18 protein-coding genes are annotated in these 16701 nt (G+C 51.7%); 15 read left to right on the forward strand and 3 right to left on the reverse strand.

The window, feature by feature from the left end; genetic code table 11:
- The first annotated feature begins 12 nt into the window (after positions 1 to 12).
- Together FGS84_RS19225 and FGS84_RS19230 are read left to right on the forward strand one after the other, a co-directional pair.
- Entirely contained in the window at positions 13 to 585 is a 573-nt protein-coding gene (locus FGS84_RS19225) for a TIGR01440 family protein (RefSeq protein ID WP_138310015.1), read from the forward strand.
- A gap of 57 nt (positions 586 to 642) precedes the next feature.
- On the forward strand, positions 643 to 1227 hold the full coding sequence (locus FGS84_RS19230; protein WP_138310016.1) for a cytidylate kinase-like family protein: 585 nt from the start codon (positions 643 to 645) through the stop codon (positions 1225 to 1227).
- Positions 1228 to 1316: 89 nt separating this feature from the next.
- Here FGS84_RS19230 and FGS84_RS30965 read toward each other — a convergent pair whose 3' ends face one another.
- From FGS84_RS30965 to rpsT, 3 genes are all read right to left on the reverse strand, one after another.
- Entirely contained in the window at positions 1317 to 1469 is a 153-nt protein-coding gene (locus tag FGS84_RS30965; RefSeq protein WP_171042679.1) for a hypothetical protein, read from the reverse strand.
- 23 nt (positions 1470 to 1492) lie between these two features.
- Positions 1493 to 1693, reverse strand: a complete 201-nt coding sequence (locus FGS84_RS19235) for a hypothetical protein (protein ID WP_330640836.1) — start codon at positions 1691 to 1693, stop codon at positions 1493 to 1495.
- A 113-nt stretch (positions 1694 to 1806) separates the two neighbouring features.
- Positions 1807 to 2070 carry a 30S ribosomal protein S20 gene (gene rpsT, locus FGS84_RS19240; protein WP_138310017.1) on the reverse strand — a complete coding sequence of 88 codons (264 nt, stop codon included), beginning with the start codon at positions 2068 to 2070 and terminating at the stop codon, positions 1807 to 1809.
- Between the two features lie 247 nt (positions 2071 to 2317).
- On the opposite strand from rpsT, the gene gpr reads away from it, so the two are divergent.
- The 13 genes from gpr (at position 2318) to FGS84_RS19305 (ending at position 16658) form a co-directional block, all read left to right on the forward strand.
- Positions 2318 to 3328 (forward strand): GPR endopeptidase, encoded by a 1011-nt coding sequence (gene gpr, locus FGS84_RS19245; protein WP_138310018.1) that lies wholly within the window; start codon positions 2318 to 2320, stop codon positions 3326 to 3328.
- 77 nt (positions 3329 to 3405) lie between these two features.
- Positions 3406 to 4779: a stage II sporulation protein P gene (locus tag FGS84_RS19250; protein ID WP_138310019.1), complete on the forward strand. Its 1374-nt coding sequence runs from the start codon at positions 3406 to 3408 to the stop codon at positions 4777 to 4779.
- 72 nt (positions 4780 to 4851) lie between these two features.
- Entirely contained in the window at positions 4852 to 6666 is a 1815-nt protein-coding gene (gene lepA / locus FGS84_RS19255) for a translation elongation factor 4 (protein ID WP_138310020.1), read from the forward strand.
- A 21-nt stretch (positions 6667 to 6687) separates the two neighbouring features.
- Entirely contained in the window at positions 6688 to 7962 is a 1275-nt protein-coding gene (locus FGS84_RS19260; protein ID WP_138310021.1) for a coproporphyrinogen-III oxidase family protein, read from the forward strand.
- Between the two features lie 21 nt (positions 7963 to 7983).
- Positions 7984 to 8721, forward strand: a complete 738-nt coding sequence (locus FGS84_RS19265) for a DNA alkylation repair protein (protein WP_138310022.1) — start codon at positions 7984 to 7986, stop codon at positions 8719 to 8721.
- A gap of 132 nt (positions 8722 to 8853) precedes the next feature.
- Positions 8854 to 9420, forward strand: coding sequence for an alkyl hydroperoxide reductase subunit C (ahpC, locus tag FGS84_RS19270; protein WP_138310023.1), 567 nt, complete (start codon positions 8854 to 8856; stop codon positions 9418 to 9420).
- A gap of 4 nt (positions 9421 to 9424) precedes the next feature.
- Positions 9425 to 10090: a thioredoxin family protein gene (locus tag FGS84_RS19275; RefSeq protein ID WP_138310024.1), complete on the forward strand. Its 666-nt coding sequence runs from the start codon at positions 9425 to 9427 to the stop codon at positions 10088 to 10090.
- Positions 10091 to 10348: 258 nt separating this feature from the next.
- The gene (locus FGS84_RS19280) at positions 10349 to 10918 is read left to right on the forward strand and encodes a glycerol-3-phosphate responsive antiterminator (protein WP_138310025.1); all 570 of its coding nucleotides are present in this window, start codon (positions 10349 to 10351) and stop codon (positions 10916 to 10918) included.
- A gap of 99 nt (positions 10919 to 11017) precedes the next feature.
- Positions 11018 to 12514, forward strand: a complete 1497-nt coding sequence (gene glpK, locus FGS84_RS19285) for a glycerol kinase GlpK (protein ID WP_138310026.1) — start codon at positions 11018 to 11020, stop codon at positions 12512 to 12514.
- A 105-nt stretch (positions 12515 to 12619) separates the two neighbouring features.
- On the forward strand, positions 12620 to 13333 hold the full coding sequence (locus tag FGS84_RS19290; RefSeq protein ID WP_002569414.1) for an MIP/aquaporin family protein: 714 nt from the start codon (positions 12620 to 12622) through the stop codon (positions 13331 to 13333).
- A gap of 239 nt (positions 13334 to 13572) precedes the next feature.
- Entirely contained in the window at positions 13573 to 15012 is a 1440-nt protein-coding gene (locus FGS84_RS19295; RefSeq protein WP_138310027.1) for an NAD(P)/FAD-dependent oxidoreductase, read from the forward strand.
- Positions 15013 to 15029: 17 nt separating this feature from the next.
- The gene (locus FGS84_RS19300) at positions 15030 to 16295 is read left to right on the forward strand and encodes an FAD-dependent oxidoreductase (RefSeq protein WP_138310028.1); all 1266 of its coding nucleotides are present in this window, start codon (positions 15030 to 15032) and stop codon (positions 16293 to 16295) included.
- A 3-nt stretch (positions 16296 to 16298) separates the two neighbouring features.
- Positions 16299 to 16658 carry a DUF1667 domain-containing protein gene (locus tag FGS84_RS19305; protein WP_138310029.1) on the forward strand — a complete coding sequence of 120 codons (360 nt, stop codon included), beginning with the start codon at positions 16299 to 16301 and terminating at the stop codon, positions 16656 to 16658.
- The last annotated feature ends 43 nt before the right edge of the window (positions 16659 to 16701 follow it).

Below are 16701 nucleotides of genomic sequence, written 5' to 3' on the forward strand. Positions count from 1 at the left end.
GGAACGAAGGCGATGGATATGATGGAGACAATTGAACTGGAAGATTTGAAAAACCAGGCCAGGCAGGTGCTGGAGGAGCTTATGGAGGCCGCCCGTCTGAAGCCGGGACAGATTCTGGTGGTGGGCTGTTCGTCCAGCGAGATAGACAGCTTTAAGATTGGGTCCCACTCAAGCGCAGAGATAGGGATGGCCGTGTATACGGCTCTTTACCAGGAGCTGAAGCCCAGGGGGATTTACCTGGCCGCCCAGTGCTGCGAACACTTAAACCGTGCCCTGATTCTGGAGGCAGAGGCCGCCCGTGCTTATGGCTATGAGCCGGTAAATGTGGTCCCCCAGTTAAAGGCCGGCGGCTCTTTTGCCACAGCTGCTTATGCAACCCTGGAACATCCTGTGGCAGTGGAGCACATAAGGGCCCATGCGGGGATTGACATCGGCGATACCCTCATTGGCATGCATATGAGGGATGTGGCAGTTCCTGTACGGATTAAGACAAAGGAGATTGGAAGCGCCCATGTGGTATGTGCCAGGACCAGACCTAAGTTTATCGGCGGTATCAGGGCCCGCTACGATGAGGAGAATATGTAAGGACCGCAGCCGGTTGCTGACATAGAATATGAAAATGGGATATGAGGAGGTATGGTTATGAACAGAGCGATTACAATCAGCCGCGAGTACGGAAGCGGGGGACGGGAGATTGGCGAGAAGCTGGCTCAAAGGCTGGGTATTCCTTTTTATGATAAGGAATTGATTGCCATGATTGCAAAGGAAGGGAATATTGAGACTTCCGTATTGGAGGCCAACGATGAAGTGGACCCGGATTTAGATAATTATTCACCGCGGCAGGTCCCGCCGGACTACCAGATTGCCATGACCCAGCGAATCTACGCGGCTCAGGCAACCGTCATCCGTAACCTGAATGAGAAAGGTCCCTGTGTCATTGTGGGGCGCTGTGCAGATGCCATACTTCCGGATGCCATCAACATCTTTGTATTTTCGGATATGGAAAACCGTATCAGACGTATCATGTCCCTGAATCCCGGGCTTTCCAGAGAAGAGGCCAAGGCCAGCATCCTGGCAGTGGACAAGAAGCGCAAGGCTTACCATGAATATTATTCCACCACACAGTGGGGAGATATGGATGCATACGATATCTGCCTTAACAGCGGACTGGCCGGCGTGGAGGGATGTCTGGAGGCTGCGCTCACCTATATTAAGTACGTCAGATAGCTTACAACATCAGAGTTGGAAGAAGACCGAAAAATCCCAGACAGGGAAAGCAGGAAAACGCTTATCTGTCTGGGATTTTTTTAAAAGCCCTATTCTCCGCCGGGGCCGTCACGGCGCGGCCTGAACGATTCAGGCAGGGGCTCTGCATAAGAGCCCTTGTCTTTCCTCACATGGTCTGTATCGTTGGAACAGTCCCTGTTTTCTGCGTTTTCTGCCGTATCCTGATTCATGGTATGATTCATGATTCTGCCTCCTTTGACTGCTGTCAGCTGCCCTCTTTCACGATTTCATCCAGAACCTTAATCAGGTCCTGCAATGTCTCCAGGTGCACATTTCGCTCCAGGATGCAGTTTTTCAGGTCGACGGAAAGGGTTTCGAATTTGTCCCGAATTTTCGGGGAAACATAGGATGCCATATCTATCACCTCAATGATAGTATGGGCCGGAATCAGCATTTTATGCACCATGTAAAATGGGTTACATGGCTAAGGAGCATATTCAGGGCATAAAAAAACCTTCCGGTGGGTTGGTCCGGAAGGAAGAGTGTCTGAAATTCCTTAACAGTGAATATCTCTATGAATTAAGCGATGGAATTAACAGCCTTGGATAAACGGGATACCTTGCGGGAAGCATTATTCTTATGATATACTCCCTTGGTGGCAGCCTTGTCAATCTCGGTAGTAGCAGCCAGCAGTGCAGCCTGGGCAGCAGCCTTGTCCCCAGAAGCAACAGCAGCGTCAACCTTCTTGATTGCAGTTTTAACCTTGGATCTAATCGCCTTGTTTCTTGCAGCCTTAGTCTCGTTTACTAAGATTCTCTTCTTTGCAGATTTAATGTTAGCCAATGAAATACACCTCCGTTCTTTAATATTATTATCTTTGTGTTTTCCATCAAAGCCTGGACACGGACAGTTCAATGTAAACATACTATTGTATTCTAGCTAATCTGACCCGGAATGTCAAGTCATATTTGGCTAAAATTTGAAGAAATTTGGCATGTGGGATTTGGCATGGCTGAATTGCTTCACACATACATATTTCCGGCCATAATCGCAGAAACTGATAGGAGAATGATATGAGAGGTGGATGAATATGGAGGAAAATGCAGCTGTCAATGCTGTCAATGAAGCCGCGGCAGGTACGTTCCAGGTGAGGACGGACCTGGCGCTGGAACAGCGGGAGAGTTCCATGGGGGAAGGCGGGGACGTATCCGGCGTCCGGCTGAAGGAATGGCATCATCAAAAGAGCGGCCTTAAGCTGACCGAAGTAAAGATACTGAATGAGCAGGGGGCCAAATCAATGGGAAAACCCAGAGGAACCTACCTGACCCTGGAGGCGGACCGTCTGTCCAAGGCGGACGAGGATTACCACAGTGAGATATCGGAAGAACTGGCCCACCAGATACGCAGGCTTATGACGGAAATGATTGGGTACAGGGAGGAGGATTTGCCTTCGGTCCTGGTGGTGGGACTGGGAAATGACTCCGTCACCCCGGATTCCCTGGGTCCAAGGGTACTGGATAACCTGCAGGTGACGAGACATCTGGACGGACAGTACGGAAATACATTCCTGAGGGACAGGAAGCTTCCCGCTGTCAGCGGCATAGCGCCCGGTGTCATGGCGCAGACCGGCATGGAAACTGCGGAGATATTAAAGGGAATCATACATGAAACCCATCCGGACCTGATTATTGCCATTGATGCTCTGGCGGCCAGAAGCGTGCGGCGTCTGGGGACTACCATCCAGCTTACGGATACGGGAATCCATCCCGGTTCCGGGGTTGGGAATCACCGCCACAGCCTGACCAGGGAGAGCCTGGGCGTGCCGGTAATGGCCATTGGGGTGCCCACCGTAGTGGGAGCCGCCGCCATAGTACACGACACAGTGTCCGCCCTTGTGGGAGTGCTGGCAGAGAACGAGGGTACCAGGGGAACCGGCAGCTGGATTGAGGAAATGGACCCGGATGGCCAGTATCAGCTTATACGGGAACTGCTGGAACCGGAATTTGGTCCTCTTTACGTCACGCCGCCGGACATTGACCAGTCTGTGAAGCAGCTGAGCTATACTATATCCGAGGGCATACACCAGGCTGTTTTTCCATAGGGGGTTTTACGAAACAAGCAATATCCTTCACATCCCTGCATATCATAATAATAGTATGATGACAGGTGAATGAATTGATGAGAATAAGACGTGGAGGCGTGGACCGGCTCGTACGCCGGTTTCTGGCCGGCACGGTCCTTATGTTGCTCTTGCTTTTGTGCGGCCGGTATGTAAGCCGGGGCGCCGCAAGCATAACAAAAAATGATTACAGGGATATGATATGCGCAGGAGGGCAGTGGCTGGTGGAAGCCATCTGGAGCCAGGCCCATCCGGAGGATAATGCCTGGGAATCAGGCCTGTGGTCAGATGCCTGGGGAAGCAGGCAGGGAACCAATGACCCTGACCCTGCTTACCGCAAATACAATGCAGTAAAAACATTTTATGAAGAACACCAGTATCTCGCCTGGTACGGCAATGAAGAATCCGGCCAGCAGACCCCGGAGGAATCTGGCATCCTGGCTTCAGGAGAAGCAGGGATGGGATATGGTCCGGGCACAGGCACAGCTGGCCCTGCCGGAGCAGGCGTTTCAGGAACAGGAGCCTCAGGGGCAGACGGTGCCCAGGGCCGGGATTTGGCCGCCGGAACAGGCGGTATGGGTGCAGCCGGACTCCAGGGTGCAAACCAGTCCCTGGAGACCATCACAGGAACTCTGGAGCGTCCCATTACCGGCAGTACATATGTGTTGGAACAGCTGATGGATTACGATTTTCTTATAAAACATTTTTACAGCATCCATACTTCTACTACAGCGGGCCGCGACCTTATGAATGCAAAGGACCTGCTGGGCCGGGACATGACCATGAAGGGCGATGACTCCAAACCCCAGATACTTATATACCACACCCATTCCCAGGAAGCCTATAAGGATTCAGGTCCGGGACAGACCGTGGTGGGAGTGGGGGATTACCTGACCCGGCTTCTGGAGGCCAAGGGATACAATGTATACCACGACAAATCGGTTTATGACCTGAAAAACGGCCAGCTGGACCGGAGCAAGGCATATAATTACGCCCTGGACGGCATTACAGGCATACTTCAGAAGAATCCCTCCATTGAAGTGGTGCTGGATATCCACAGGGATGGGGTGGGGGAGAACCTGCACCTGGTTACCCAGGTGGACGGCCGGGATACGGCGCAGATTATGTTCTTCAACGGTCTGAGCCAGACGCCGGAGGGCCCCATAGAGTATCTGCAAAATCCCTACCGGGAGGATAACCTGGCCTTCAGTCTTCAGATGCAGCTGGGAGCCGCTGCCTATTATCCCGGCTTCACCCGCAAGATATACCTTAAGGGACTGCGCTACAATGAGCACCTGCGTCCCAAGTCCAGCCTGATTGAGGTGGGAGCCCAGACAAACACGTACCAGGAGGCATTAAACGCCATGGAGCCCCTGTCAGAACTTTTGGATATGGTGTTGCAAGGAAATAGAAAAGATAGTATAATTCAGTAAGCAAAGGAAGCGTCTGCCATAGGGATACACGCACGTTTCCAGTGAAGAAATACCACAGAAAGAGGATAAAGCATGCCAACAGTTGACCAGAGTAAAATTCGCAATTTTTGCATCATAGCACACATTGACCACGGCAAGTCCACCCTGGCTGACCGTATTATTGAGAAAACAGGGCTTCTCACCAGCCGTGAGATGCAGGAGCAGGTTCTGGATAATATGGACCTGGAGCGGGAGCGGGGAATCACCATTAAGTCCCAGGCAGTCCGTACCGTATATAAGGCCCAGGATGGAAATGAGTACATTTTCAATCTGATAGACACCCCAGGACACGTGGATTTTAACTACGAGGTATCACGAAGCCTGGCAGCCTGCGACGGCGCCATACTGGTGGTGGATGCCTCCCAGGGAATTGAGGCCCAGACCCTGGCCAACGTATACCTTGCCCTGGACCATGACCTGGATGTGTTTCCGGTCATCAATAAAATCGACCTTCCCAGCGCGGAGCCGGAGCGGGTGGCAGCGGAAATTGAGGATGTCATTGGTCTGGATGCCGGCGACGCCCCTCACATTTCAGCGAAAACAGGGGTTAATATAGAAGAAGTGCTGGAAGCCATTGTCCATAAGATACCAGCTCCAAAAGGCGACCCTGAGGCACCCTTAAAGGCCCTTATCTTTGACTCCACCTATGATTCCTACAAGGGAGTCATCATTTTCTGCCGCATCATGGAGGGAACCGTGAGAAGGGGAACCCCCATCCGCATGATGGCCACGGGTTCTGAGGAGGATGTGGTGGAGGTGGGGTATTTCGGCGCAGGCCAGTTTATTCCATGTGAAGAACTGAGCGCCGGCATGGTAGGCTATATCACTGCCAGCATCAAAAATGTGCGTGATACACGCGTGGGCGATACCGTTACGTCCAGGGACAACCCCTGCGCCTCACCCCTTCCGGGTTACAAGAAGGTTACGCCCATGGTATACTGCGGCCTCTATCCGGCGGACGGGGCCAAGTACAATGATTTAAGGGATGCGCTGGAAAAGCTTCAGCTCAATGACGCCTCCCTGTTTTACGAGCCGGAGACATCCATTGCCCTGGGCTTTGGATTCCGCTGCGGTTTTCTGGGGCTTCTGCACCTGGAAATCATAGAAGAGCGTCTGGAGCGCGAGTACAACCTGGACCTGGTGACCACGGCCCCGGGCGTTGTATACCGGGTGCACAAAACTACGGGTGAGATGATGGAATTGACCAATCCCTCCAACCTTCCGGACCCCACGGAAATCGAGTACATGGAGGAGCCGATTGTCAGTGCGGAAATCATGGTAACCACAGAATTCGTAGGTTCAATTATGACACTCTGCCAGGAGCGCAGAGGCAATTATCTGGGCATGGAATACATCGAGACCACCCGCGCCCTTCTGAAATACGAACTGCCCCTAAATGAAATCATCTATGATTTCTTTGACGCCCTCAAGTCCCGCTCCAGAGGATATGCTTCCTTTGACTACGAGCTCAAGGGATATGAGCGCTCCAGCCTGGTGAAGCTGGACATCCTGGTGAACCGTGAAGAGGTGGATGCCCTTTCCTTCATCGTACATGCCGATTCTGCTTATGAACGGGGCAGAAAGATGTGTGAGAAGCTGAAGGACGAGATTCCAAGGCATCTGTTTGAGATACCGATTCAGGCAGCCATCGGCGGCAAGATTATTGCCAGGGAGACAGTGAAGGCCGTGCGCAAGGACGTGCTGGCCAAATGCTATGGCGGTGATATCAGCCGTAAGAGAAAGCTGCTGGAAAAGCAGAAGGAAGGCAAGAAGCGCATGCGCCAGATTGGAAATGTAGAGATTCCGCAGAAGGCATTTATGAGTGTGCTGAAGCTGGATGACGAATAAATAGGTGGGATAAATCATAACATGACAAGCTTACAGAGGAAGCCCCTGGAGCTGTATGTCCATGTGCCCTTTTGCGCCAGGAAATGTCTTTACTGCGATTTCCTGTCCTTCAGGGCGCTGGCGTCTGTCCAGGAGGCTTATACCGAACAACTAATAAGGGAAATAGAAGTCCAGGGTGCCTGCTGCCGTGAATACCAGGTCAAGACCGTGTTCATAGGAGGAGGCACTCCTTCTGTTATGGAACCGTGTCTTATCCGGGACATCATGCAGGCCCTGAACAAAAATTTTGACATAGCAGCAGAGGCGGAGATTACCATTGAGGTCAATCCCGGCACCCTGCTTCAGAATAAGCTTCACATCTACCGTGCGGCGGGAATCAACCGGCTGAGCATTGGCCTTCAGTCTGCGGACAACCAGGAGCTTAAGGACCTGGGGCGGATTCATACCTTTGAGGAATTCCTGAAGAGTTACCAGTGCGCCCGCATGGCCGGGTTCACCAACGTAAATGTGGATTTGATGAGCAGCATTCCGGGCCAGACACTGGAGAGCTGGAAGAATACCCTTAAAAAGGTGACTATGCTGAAGCCGGAGCATATATCCGCATACAGTCTCATTGTGGAGGAGGGAACCCCTTTCTGGGACCGCTACGGAAAGAGGGAAGGGGAGGAGACTGGTCTTAAAACAGACGATGTCTGCTTTCTGCATCCCCGGGGCGGCCGCCTGGAGTCAAATACCGTCCCCAGAAAAAGAGCGGCTCTTTATCCCCCCCTTCCGGATGAGGAGACAGAGAACCGCATATATCATTTTACCAGGACATATCTGGAGGAACAGGGATACGGCCGTTATGAGATATCCAATTACGCCAAGCCGGGCAGGGAGTGCCTGCACAACACAGGCTATTGGAGGGGAGTTTCCTATCTGGGACTGGGACTTGGCTCCTCATCCTGCATGAACGGGACCCGTTTCTCCAATGAACGGGATTTAGATACCTATCTGCACCTGGATTTTTCCCAAGAAGGTGGAGCCTCAGCCCTGTCCTCTCTCAGGGGCCCGGTGGAGGAACTGACCAGGGAAGCCCAGATGGAGGAATTTATGTTTCTGGGCCTGCGCATGACAAGAGGCGTATCAGAGATAGACTTCGTATCCATGTTCGGAGTCAAAATAGAAAGCATATACGGCCCTGTAATAGAGAGGCTTATTGCCAACGGCCTCTTAAAACGCGAGGGCGTCCGGATATCACTGACCGAATGGGGAATGGACGTAAGCAATTTTGTGCTCAGCGAATTTCTGCTCTAGAATTCTAAACGGGGAGGAAAAATGTCAGAGAATAAAACCATACGGGAAACCGTAAGAAAAAGACTGGAGGAAGCATCCGACCCGGAATACAGGGACTTCCACAGCCGTCTTCTGCCGGGAATCACCGGCATAGCGGGAGTGCGCACGCCCGTACTCCGGGGAATCGCAAAGGACTTAAAAAGGAACGGATGGCAGGAATACATAGAAGAGGTGTCAGAGGCCTGGAAGGAAAACGGCCAGGGAGCAGAGGGCGTCCTCTATGACGAGATGATAATCTGGGGGCTGTGTATCTGCGGAGGCTGCCGCGACTGGGACACTGCCAGGAAATACATAACCGGCTTTGTCCCGGCTATCAATAACTGGGCTGTATGCGATATCTTCTGCGGCTCACTTAAAATCACCAGCCGTTACAAGGAAGAAGTCTGGCAGTTCATCCTGCCCTATTTCCGGTCGGACCGTGAATACGACCTGCGGTTTGGAACCGTCATGCTGTTATCCCATTACGCGGACCAGGACCATCTGGACCGTGCCCTGACACTGCTGGACGGCATCCATCATACCGGATACTATGCCAGAATGGCAGTGGCCTGGGCTGTTTCTGTTTATTTTGTCAAATTTCCGGACCAGGTGATGAAATACTTAAAGCAGAGCAGCCTGGATGACTGGACCTACAATAAAGCTCTGCAGAAAATCACAGAGTCCTTCCGCGTGGACAGGGAAACAAAACAGCTGATACGGGAAATGCGCAGAGGACGCTGACAAAGAACCCGGCTGCGTACCCCTTGTTCTCTCTAAAAACTTGTGCTACAATCAAATTGATATCAGAAAAGTCAGTTTATTCACCGGAAAACTGGCGTTGTTGTCTTTACAATTGGAGAAAGGAGCATTGTTATGGGGAATCTGATTAACAGAACCATCGGGGAATTCAGGGTACAGGCCTTTTATCAGGGGAAGTTCATGGATGTGACCAGGGAGGACACCCTGGGACACTGGTCTGTATTTTTTTTCTACCCGGCTGATTTTACCTTTGTATGTCCTACGGAGCTGGGGGACCTGGCTGATTATTATGAGGAATTTAAGGCGGCCGGATGTGAGATTTATTCCGTGTCGGAGGATACCCATTTTGTCCATAAGGCGTGGGCAGATACCTCGGAAACCATCCGGAAAATACATTATCCCATGCTGGGGGACCCGGCCGGGAAGCTGGCCAGGGAGTTCGGCGTGCTGGATGAGGAGGAAGGACAGGCGTTCAGAGGAACCTTTATCCTGAATCCGGAAGGTAAGATTAAGGCGTATGAGATACATGATATGGGAATCGGCCGGAATGCAGAGGAACTGCTGCGCAAGGTCCAGGCTGCCCAGTTTGTGGAGGAGCATGGAGACCAGGTGTGTCCCGCCAAATGGAAACCGGGAGAAGAGACACTGACGCCCAGCCTGGACTTGGTGGGGATGCTGTAGGGAGGTGGATGCTACGATTGATTTAAATACGATTCCCGGAGAAAGCAGCCTGGTGGACCAGGGGCTTAAGGAACAGCTGGCCGGTATCTTCGGCAGGATGGAGAAACCGGTGACAATCAGGGCAGTGGTGGATTTATCCGGGGAAAAGGACCGGGAAATGGCCTCCTTTCTCAGGGTCATTGTCTCCCTGAGCCCGAAACTGGGGCTTGAGCTATACGGTCCCGGCGAGGCGGACCAGGTGCCTGAACTGAATACAGCATGGCTGCCTGTAACCGGGCTCTACAAGGATGGGACCTATGGCAGGGCTGCTTTTCACGGAGTGCCGGGAGGAAAGGAAATCAATTCCTTTGTGCTGGCCATCTATAACCTGGCAGGACCCGGGCAGGAAGTGCCAAAAGGAACCAGGAAAAAGATTGAGCGGCTGGACAAGAAGACGAATATCAAGATATGCGTGTCCCTTGCCTGCCATCACTGCCCTTTGGTGGTGACGGCCTGCCAGCAGATTGCTTTTCTGAATCCGAATATTGAGGCTGAGATGATAGATGCAGCCCTTTACGATGACCTGGTGGCTGAGTATGATATTAAGCGGGTGCCCATGATGATTATGAATGACAGCAGGATTGTTATGGGTAGCAAGACCATGGATGAAATCGTCACTTTGTTAAAATAATAACTAAAAAATGGTAAAAACACGTTAAAAAGTTGTTAAATATGAATGAAAAAAGTGCTCAAATTGGTAAAAAAATGTACATTGTGTGAGAAATAAAATTCTTCTATTGAATTTATATGTGCAATGTGCTATATTGGAAACAGGTAAAGAAAGACAAATAAAATTGCTGAGATGATGAGAGCATAGTAAAACGACAGAAATGTTGATTTAGAACTATGCTCTTTTTTATTGGTAAAATCGTGTGAGGGGGTGATACCGATGAATCAGAAACTGTATGATTTGATTGAGGCCAATCCAGTCATAGCAGCGGTAAAGGACATGGATGGCCTTGACGCCTGCTGCAAAAGAGATGAGATTAAGGTAGTGTTCATCCTCTTTGGGGATATCTGTAATATCAGCGCCATTGTCAGACAGATTAAAGATGCAGATAAAGTTGCCATGGTACATATCGACCTGATAACCGGACTCAGCAGCAAAGAGGTTGCAGTGGATTTTATCAGGAATAATACCAGTGCAGACGGAATCATCTCAACAAAACCGGCTTTGATTAAACGGGCCAGGGAGTTGTCCTTATATACTACACTGAGGGTTTTTGTACTGGATTCCATGGCATTTGAAAACATTGAGAAACAGATGAGCGTGGCAAGGCCCGACATCATAGAGATACTTCCGGGCCTCATGCCCAAGGTGATACGCAGGGTGTGCAGGCTGGTGAAGGTGCCTGTCATAGCGGGGGGACTTATATCAGACAAGGAAGACGTGATGGCCGCCCTTTCAGCCGGGGCCATATCCGTATCGACCACGAATCAGAAAGTATGGCTGATGTAGATGAGGAAACTTAAGTCCGTTCTCCTGGGGAAGGAAAATGGGTTTATGTATAAATGATACATATGGTATGTATCAGAACAACAAGAAGGAGGGTTTTTTATGGCAAAGTATGTAATGGCACTGGATTCGGGTACGACAAGCAACAGGTGTATCCTGTTCAACGAGAAGGGGGAAATGTGCAGCGTTGCTCAGAAGGAGTTTACTCAGTATTTCCCGAAGCCAGGTTGGGTAGAGCATGATGCCAATGAAATCTGGTCCACACAGTTAGGCGTTGCAGTGGAGGCCATGTCCAAAATCGGGGCTACCGCAGAGGATATTGCCGCCATCGGCATTACCAACCAGCGTGAGACCACCATTGTATGGGATAAGGAGACTGGGGAGCCCGTATACCATGCAATCGTGTGGCAGTGCCGCAGAACCTCCGAGTACTGCGATACACTGAAGGATAAAGGATTGGTCGATACCTTCCGTGCCAAGACAGGACTTGTGATTGATGCTTATTTCTCAGGAACAAAACTGAGATGGATACTGGAAAATGTGGAAGGAGTCAGGGAACGTGCAGAAAAAGGGGAGCTGCTGTTCGGAACCGTGGAGACATGGCTGATTTGGAAACTGACAAAGGGAAGAGTACATGTAACTGATTACTCCAATGCTTCCCGTACCATGCTGTTCAACATCAACACCCTGCAGTGGGATGATGAGATACTGGCAGAGTTAAACATTCCGAAATGCATGCTTCCGGAAGCCAAACCATCCAGCTGTGTATACGGCGAATCCGACCCCCAGTTCTTTGGCGGCCCAATCCCCATTGGCGGGGCGGCAGGCGACCAGCAGGCAGCGCTTTTCGGCCAGACCTGTTTCAATGCGGGCGAGGCAAAGAATACATACGGAACCGGCTGCTTCATGCTGATGAACACAGGCGAGAAGCCGGTATTCTCCAAGAACGGCCTGGTTACCACCATTGCCTGGGGACTGGACGGCAAAGTGAATTATGCTCTGGAAGGTTCCATCTTTGTTGCCGGTGCGGCTATCCAGTGGCTGCGGGATGAAATGAGAATCATAGATTCCTCGCCGGATTCCGAGTACATGGCCAAGAAGGTAAAGGATACCAACGGCTGCTATGTGGTGCCTGCATTTACAGGACTGGGCGCCCCCCATTGGGACCAGTACGCCAGAGGCACCATCGTGGGTATTACCCGCGGCGTCAACAAATACCACATTATCCGTGCCACACTGGATTCCCTGTGCTATCAGACCAATGATGTGCTCCAGGCCATGAAGGCGGATTCCGGCATTGAGCTGGCAGCCCTTAAGGTGGACGGCGGAGCAAGCGCAAACAACTATCTGATGCAGACCCAGGCAGACATTATTAATGCGCCGGTGAACCGTCCTCAGTGCGTGGAGACCACGGCTATGGGCGCTGCTTATCTGGCAGGTCTGGCGGTTGGATACTGGGCTAACAAGGAAGAGGTCATCAAGAACTGGGCGATTGACCGTACCTTCACTCCGGAGATTTCCGAAGAGAAGAGAAACGGGATGGTGACTGGCTGGAACAAGGCTGTAAAATGCTCTTACGGATGGGCAAAAGAAGATTAGTCAGATATGGGTATGAAACGATGTGATTGAGCATGGCTGCCCGGCATCCGTAGACCTTTCGGCACAGGGGCCGGGGCCATGCCTTAAAGATAAGGGGGTTTTTATATGTTACCATATATAGCAGAGTTTTTGGGGACCATGATACTTATCATTTTAGGTGACGGCGTTGTAGCGAACGTGACACTCAATAAGTCGGGCATGAAGGGTGCTGGTTCCATCCAGATTACCTTTGCATGGGGCCTTGCGGTTATGCTGCCCGCATTTATCTTTGGCGCTGCGTCCGGCGCGCATTTTAATCCGGCGCTGACCATTGCCCTGGCAGTGGATGGAAGCATGTCATGGGGACTTGTTCCCGGATACATTGTTGCACAGTTTGCCGGTGCCTTTGTGGGCGCTGTCATTGTGTATCTTCTGTTCAAAGACCAGTATGACGCAACCGAGTCAGCGGCAACCAAGCTGGGCACCTTCTGTACAGGACCATCTGTTCCTAACATGGGACGCAACATTTTAAGCGAGGCAGTTGGTACATTCGTGCTTGTATTCGCAATCAAAGGCATCGGCCAGGTATCCGGCATTGCACCAGGCGTGGATAAGCTGCTTGTATTCGGAATCATTGTTTCAATCGGTATGTCCCTGGGCGGTCTGACCGGTTATGCCATTAACCCTGCACGTGACCTTGGGCCGCGTCTGGCCCATGCTGTTCTGCCTATTAAGGGAAAGGGAGATTCCAACTGGGGCTATGCACCGGTGGTTATCATCGGACCGGTTGTGGGCGCAGTTGTGGCAGCCTTATTATATCAGGCAATTCCGTGGATGTAACATGTATCCTTAACTGAATATTGATTGCGTGAGATGAGAGCGGAGCAAATAGGTGTGGAAACACGCCTTGTTTGCTCCGCTTTTTAACCCTTCGGGGCTGAATGTTGGCCGCCCTGGCTGGCTGTGTTAAAACCAGGCCGGCGGATTTAAATAAAAGGCCGGCCCGGTGAGGGCGGCGGCAGGGAGATGCCGGGCTGATTCGGCATCTTCACAAAAAAAGAAGGAAGGGAACAAAACATATGTATGACGTAATAATAATCGGGGCCGGGGTGTCCGGCGCTGCATCTGCCAGGGAACTGTCAAGGTATAAGGTGAAGGCCTGTGTCCTGGAACGGGAGGAGGATGTGTGCTGCGGCACCTCCAAGGCCAACAGTGCCATTGTCCATGCCGGATATGACGCAGCGGAAGGTTCGCTCATGGCTAAGCTGAATGTGGAAGGAAACCAGATTATGCCTGGACTGGCCAGGGAACTGGATTTTCCATTCAATCCATGCGGTTCCTTTGTGGTATGTCTGGATGAAGAGTCCATGCCGGACCTCAGGGCTCTGTATGAACGCGGGGTCAGGAACGGTGTAAAGGATATGGAAATCATCACGGATAAGGCAAGGATTAAGGAGATGGAGCCCAATCTGACAGATGAGGTGGCCGGCGTTCTCTATGCACCTACGGCAGGCATCGTATGTCCCTTTAATTTAAACATTGCATTGGCTGAAAATGCTTATACCAACGGCGTGGATTTTAAATTTAACACTGAGGTGACGAATATCCGCAGAATAGAGGACGGATGGGCACTGGAAACCAGCCAGGGTGTGTATGAGACCCGGTATGTGGTCAATGCGGCAGGTGTCCATGCCGACCGGTTCCACAATATGGTCAGTGAGACAAAGATACACATTACCCCCAGAAGAGGAGACTACTGCCTGCTGGATAAGAGTGCGGGAAACCATGTAAACCGCACCATATTTGCCCTTCCGGGAAAATATGGAAAGGGAGTCCTGGTATCGCCCACGGTCCATGGAAATCTGATTGTGGGACCCACAGCCATTGATATTGAGGATAAGGAGGCCACGGCCACCACAAGGGAGGGACTGGATGAACTGATTGCAAAAGCAGGCATGAATGTAAAGGACCTTCCCATGCGCCAGGTCATCACATCCTTTGCAGGACTCAGGGCCCATGAGGACCACCATGAATTTATTATAAAGGAACTGGAGGATGCGCCGGGATTTGTGGACTGTGCGGGAATCGAGTCACCGGGACTTACCAGCTGTCCGGCCGTCGGAAGGATGGTGGCAGGAATTCTTAAGGATAAGCTGGGCCTGGAGCCAAATCCGCAGTTTAACGGCAGCCGCAAGGGCATTCTGGATCCGGATACCCTTACCAAAGAGGAGCAGGCGGAGCTGATTAAAAAGAATCCTGCTTACGGCAATATCATCTGCCGCTGTGAAATGGTCACCGAGGGAGAAATCCTGGACGCCATCCACAGGCCGCTGGGGGCCCGTTCCCTGGACGGCATCAAGCGCAGGACCAGGGCTGGAATGGGGCGCTGCCAGGCAGGCTTTTGTACACCCAGGTCCATGGAACTGCTTCACCGTGAGCTGGGGCTTCCCATGACGGAGATTACAAAAGCCGGCGGGGATTCGAAGCTTGTAGTGGGAACCAATAAGGACAGAATATAGAAAGGGGCGCGCTTGAGATGAGGAAATATGATATTGTCATAATCGGCGGCGGTCCTGCGGGTCTCGCTGCAGCTGTAGCGGCCAGGGATAACGGAGTAGAGAGCATCCTAATCCTGGAACGCGATAAGGAACTGGGAGGCATTTTAAACCAGTGCATCCACAACGGATTCGGCCTTCATACATTCAAGGAGGAGCTGACAGGTCCTGAGTATGCCGCCAGGTTTGAGGAACAGGTGTATGAGAGGAACATTGAATATAAATTAAACACCATGGTCATGGATATCAGCCGCCATAAGGTGGTTACGGCTATGAACCGGGAAGAGGGACTGTTTGAAATACAGGCCAGGGCTGTGATACTGGCTATGGGATGCAGGGAGCGTTCCAGAGGGGCGCTTAACATACCGGGCTACCGGCCTGCCGGCATTTTTTCGGCGGGAACCGCCCAGCGTCTGGTCAATATGGAGGGCTTTATGCCGGGCAGGGAAGTGGTTATCCTGGGTTCCGGCGACATCGGTCTTATCATGGCCAGGCGTATGACGTTAGAGGGCGCCAAGGTAAAGGTGGTGGCGGAGCTGATGCCCTATTCAGGAGGGCTGAAACGTAATATTGTGCAGTGTCTGGATGATTACGGCATACCGCTTAAGCTGAGCCACACCGTGGTTGATATACGCGGAAAGCAGCGCCTGGAAGGTATCACCCTGGCTGCCGTGGATGAGAGGGGTAAGCCCATACCGGGAACCGAGGAGGATTATACCTGCGACACCCTGCTTCTCTCCGTGGGCCTGATTCCTGAGAATGAGCTGTCAAACGGAATGGGAGTGGAGATGAACCGGGTTACGTCAGGACCGGTTGTGAATGAAAGCCTGGAAACCAATATTGAAGGCGTATTTGCCTGTGGCAACGTGCTCCATGTCCATGATTTGGTGGATTTCGTATCAGAGGAGGCGGGAGCAGCCGGCAAGAATGCAGCCAGATATGTAAAGGACGGAAGTCGTTCCGGGGAAGGCAGGGAGATTGAGCTGAGGGCAGTGGACGGAGTACGATACACGGTTCCCTGCACCATCCATCCGGACCGCATGGAGGATACCCAGATTGTACGTTTCCGTGTGGGAAATGTTTATAAAAACTGCTATATCGGCGTATACTTTGATGATGAGCAGGTGATGCACAGAAAGCGCCCGGTCATGGCGCCGGGAGAGATGGAGGAGATAAAGCTCCAGAAGGAAAAATTGATGTTGCATCCCGGACTTAAGACGATTACAATAAAGGTAGAGGAGGCATAGACCATGGAGAGAAGAGAACTTATCTGTATCGGTTGTCCTATGGGGTGTCCTCTGACCGTTGAATTGGAAAACGGGGAAATCCAGACCATCACAGGATACACATGCAGGAAGGGCGAGATATATGCGCGCAAGGAAGTGACCAATCCGACCCGAATCGTTACCTCCACCGTGAGGGTGGAAGGCGGACGGGCTGACATGGTGTCTGTCAAGACCAGGGAGGATATACCCAAGGATAAGATATTCCAGTGTGTAAAGGCCTTAAAGGGTGTAACCGTCAAGGCTCCCATTCATATCGGAGATGTGGTCGTGGCAGATGTGGCAGGCACGGGAGTTGATATAGTGGCCACCAAGGAAGTACTATAGTTGTGTGCTCCTGGCTGGAGAGGGGACGGGAACAGGGTTTCCT

Origin of the sequence: Clostridium sp. 1001271st1 H5 (assembly GCF_005845215.1) — a bacterium.
In the GTDB taxonomy this organism is placed as follows: domain Bacteria; phylum Bacillota; class Clostridia; order Lachnospirales; family Lachnospiraceae; genus Enterocloster.

Excerpts from the sequence above, each read along its gene's own strand:
- FGS84_RS19225 (WP_138310015.1), top strand. The coding sequence starts at position 13 with ATGGATATGATGGAGACAATTGAACTGGAAGATTTGAAAAACCAGGCC.
- FGS84_RS19230 (WP_138310016.1), top strand. The coding sequence starts at position 643 with ATGAACAGAGCGATTACAATCAGCCGCGAGTACGGAAGCGGGGGACGG.
- FGS84_RS30965 (WP_171042679.1), bottom strand. The coding sequence starts at position 1,469 with ATGAATCATACCATGAATCAGGATACGGCAGAAAACGCAGAAAACAGG.
- FGS84_RS19235 (WP_330640836.1), bottom strand. The coding sequence starts at position 1,693 with ATGGTGCATAAAATGCTGATTCCGGCCCATACTATCATTGAGGTGATA.
- gpr (WP_138310018.1), top strand. The coding sequence starts at position 2,318 with ATGGAGGAAAATGCAGCTGTCAATGCTGTCAATGAAGCCGCGGCAGGT.
- FGS84_RS19250 (WP_138310019.1), top strand. The coding sequence starts at position 3,406 with ATGAGAATAAGACGTGGAGGCGTGGACCGGCTCGTACGCCGGTTTCTG.
- lepA (WP_138310020.1), top strand. The coding sequence starts at position 4,852 with ATGCCAACAGTTGACCAGAGTAAAATTCGCAATTTTTGCATCATAGCA.
- FGS84_RS19260 (WP_138310021.1), top strand. The coding sequence starts at position 6,688 with ATGACAAGCTTACAGAGGAAGCCCCTGGAGCTGTATGTCCATGTGCCC.
- FGS84_RS19265 (WP_138310022.1), top strand. The coding sequence starts at position 7,984 with ATGTCAGAGAATAAAACCATACGGGAAACCGTAAGAAAAAGACTGGAG.
- ahpC (WP_138310023.1), top strand. The coding sequence starts at position 8,854 with ATGGGGAATCTGATTAACAGAACCATCGGGGAATTCAGGGTACAGGCC.
- FGS84_RS19280 (WP_138310025.1), top strand. The coding sequence starts at position 10,349 with ATGAATCAGAAACTGTATGATTTGATTGAGGCCAATCCAGTCATAGCA.
- glpK (WP_138310026.1), top strand. The coding sequence starts at position 11,018 with ATGGCAAAGTATGTAATGGCACTGGATTCGGGTACGACAAGCAACAGG.
- FGS84_RS19290 (WP_002569414.1), top strand. The coding sequence starts at position 12,620 with ATGTTACCATATATAGCAGAGTTTTTGGGGACCATGATACTTATCATT.
- FGS84_RS19295 (WP_138310027.1), top strand. The coding sequence starts at position 13,573 with ATGTATGACGTAATAATAATCGGGGCCGGGGTGTCCGGCGCTGCATCT.
- FGS84_RS19300 (WP_138310028.1), top strand. The coding sequence starts at position 15,030 with ATGAGGAAATATGATATTGTCATAATCGGCGGCGGTCCTGCGGGTCTC.
- FGS84_RS19305 (WP_138310029.1), top strand. The coding sequence starts at position 16,299 with ATGGAGAGAAGAGAACTTATCTGTATCGGTTGTCCTATGGGGTGTCCT.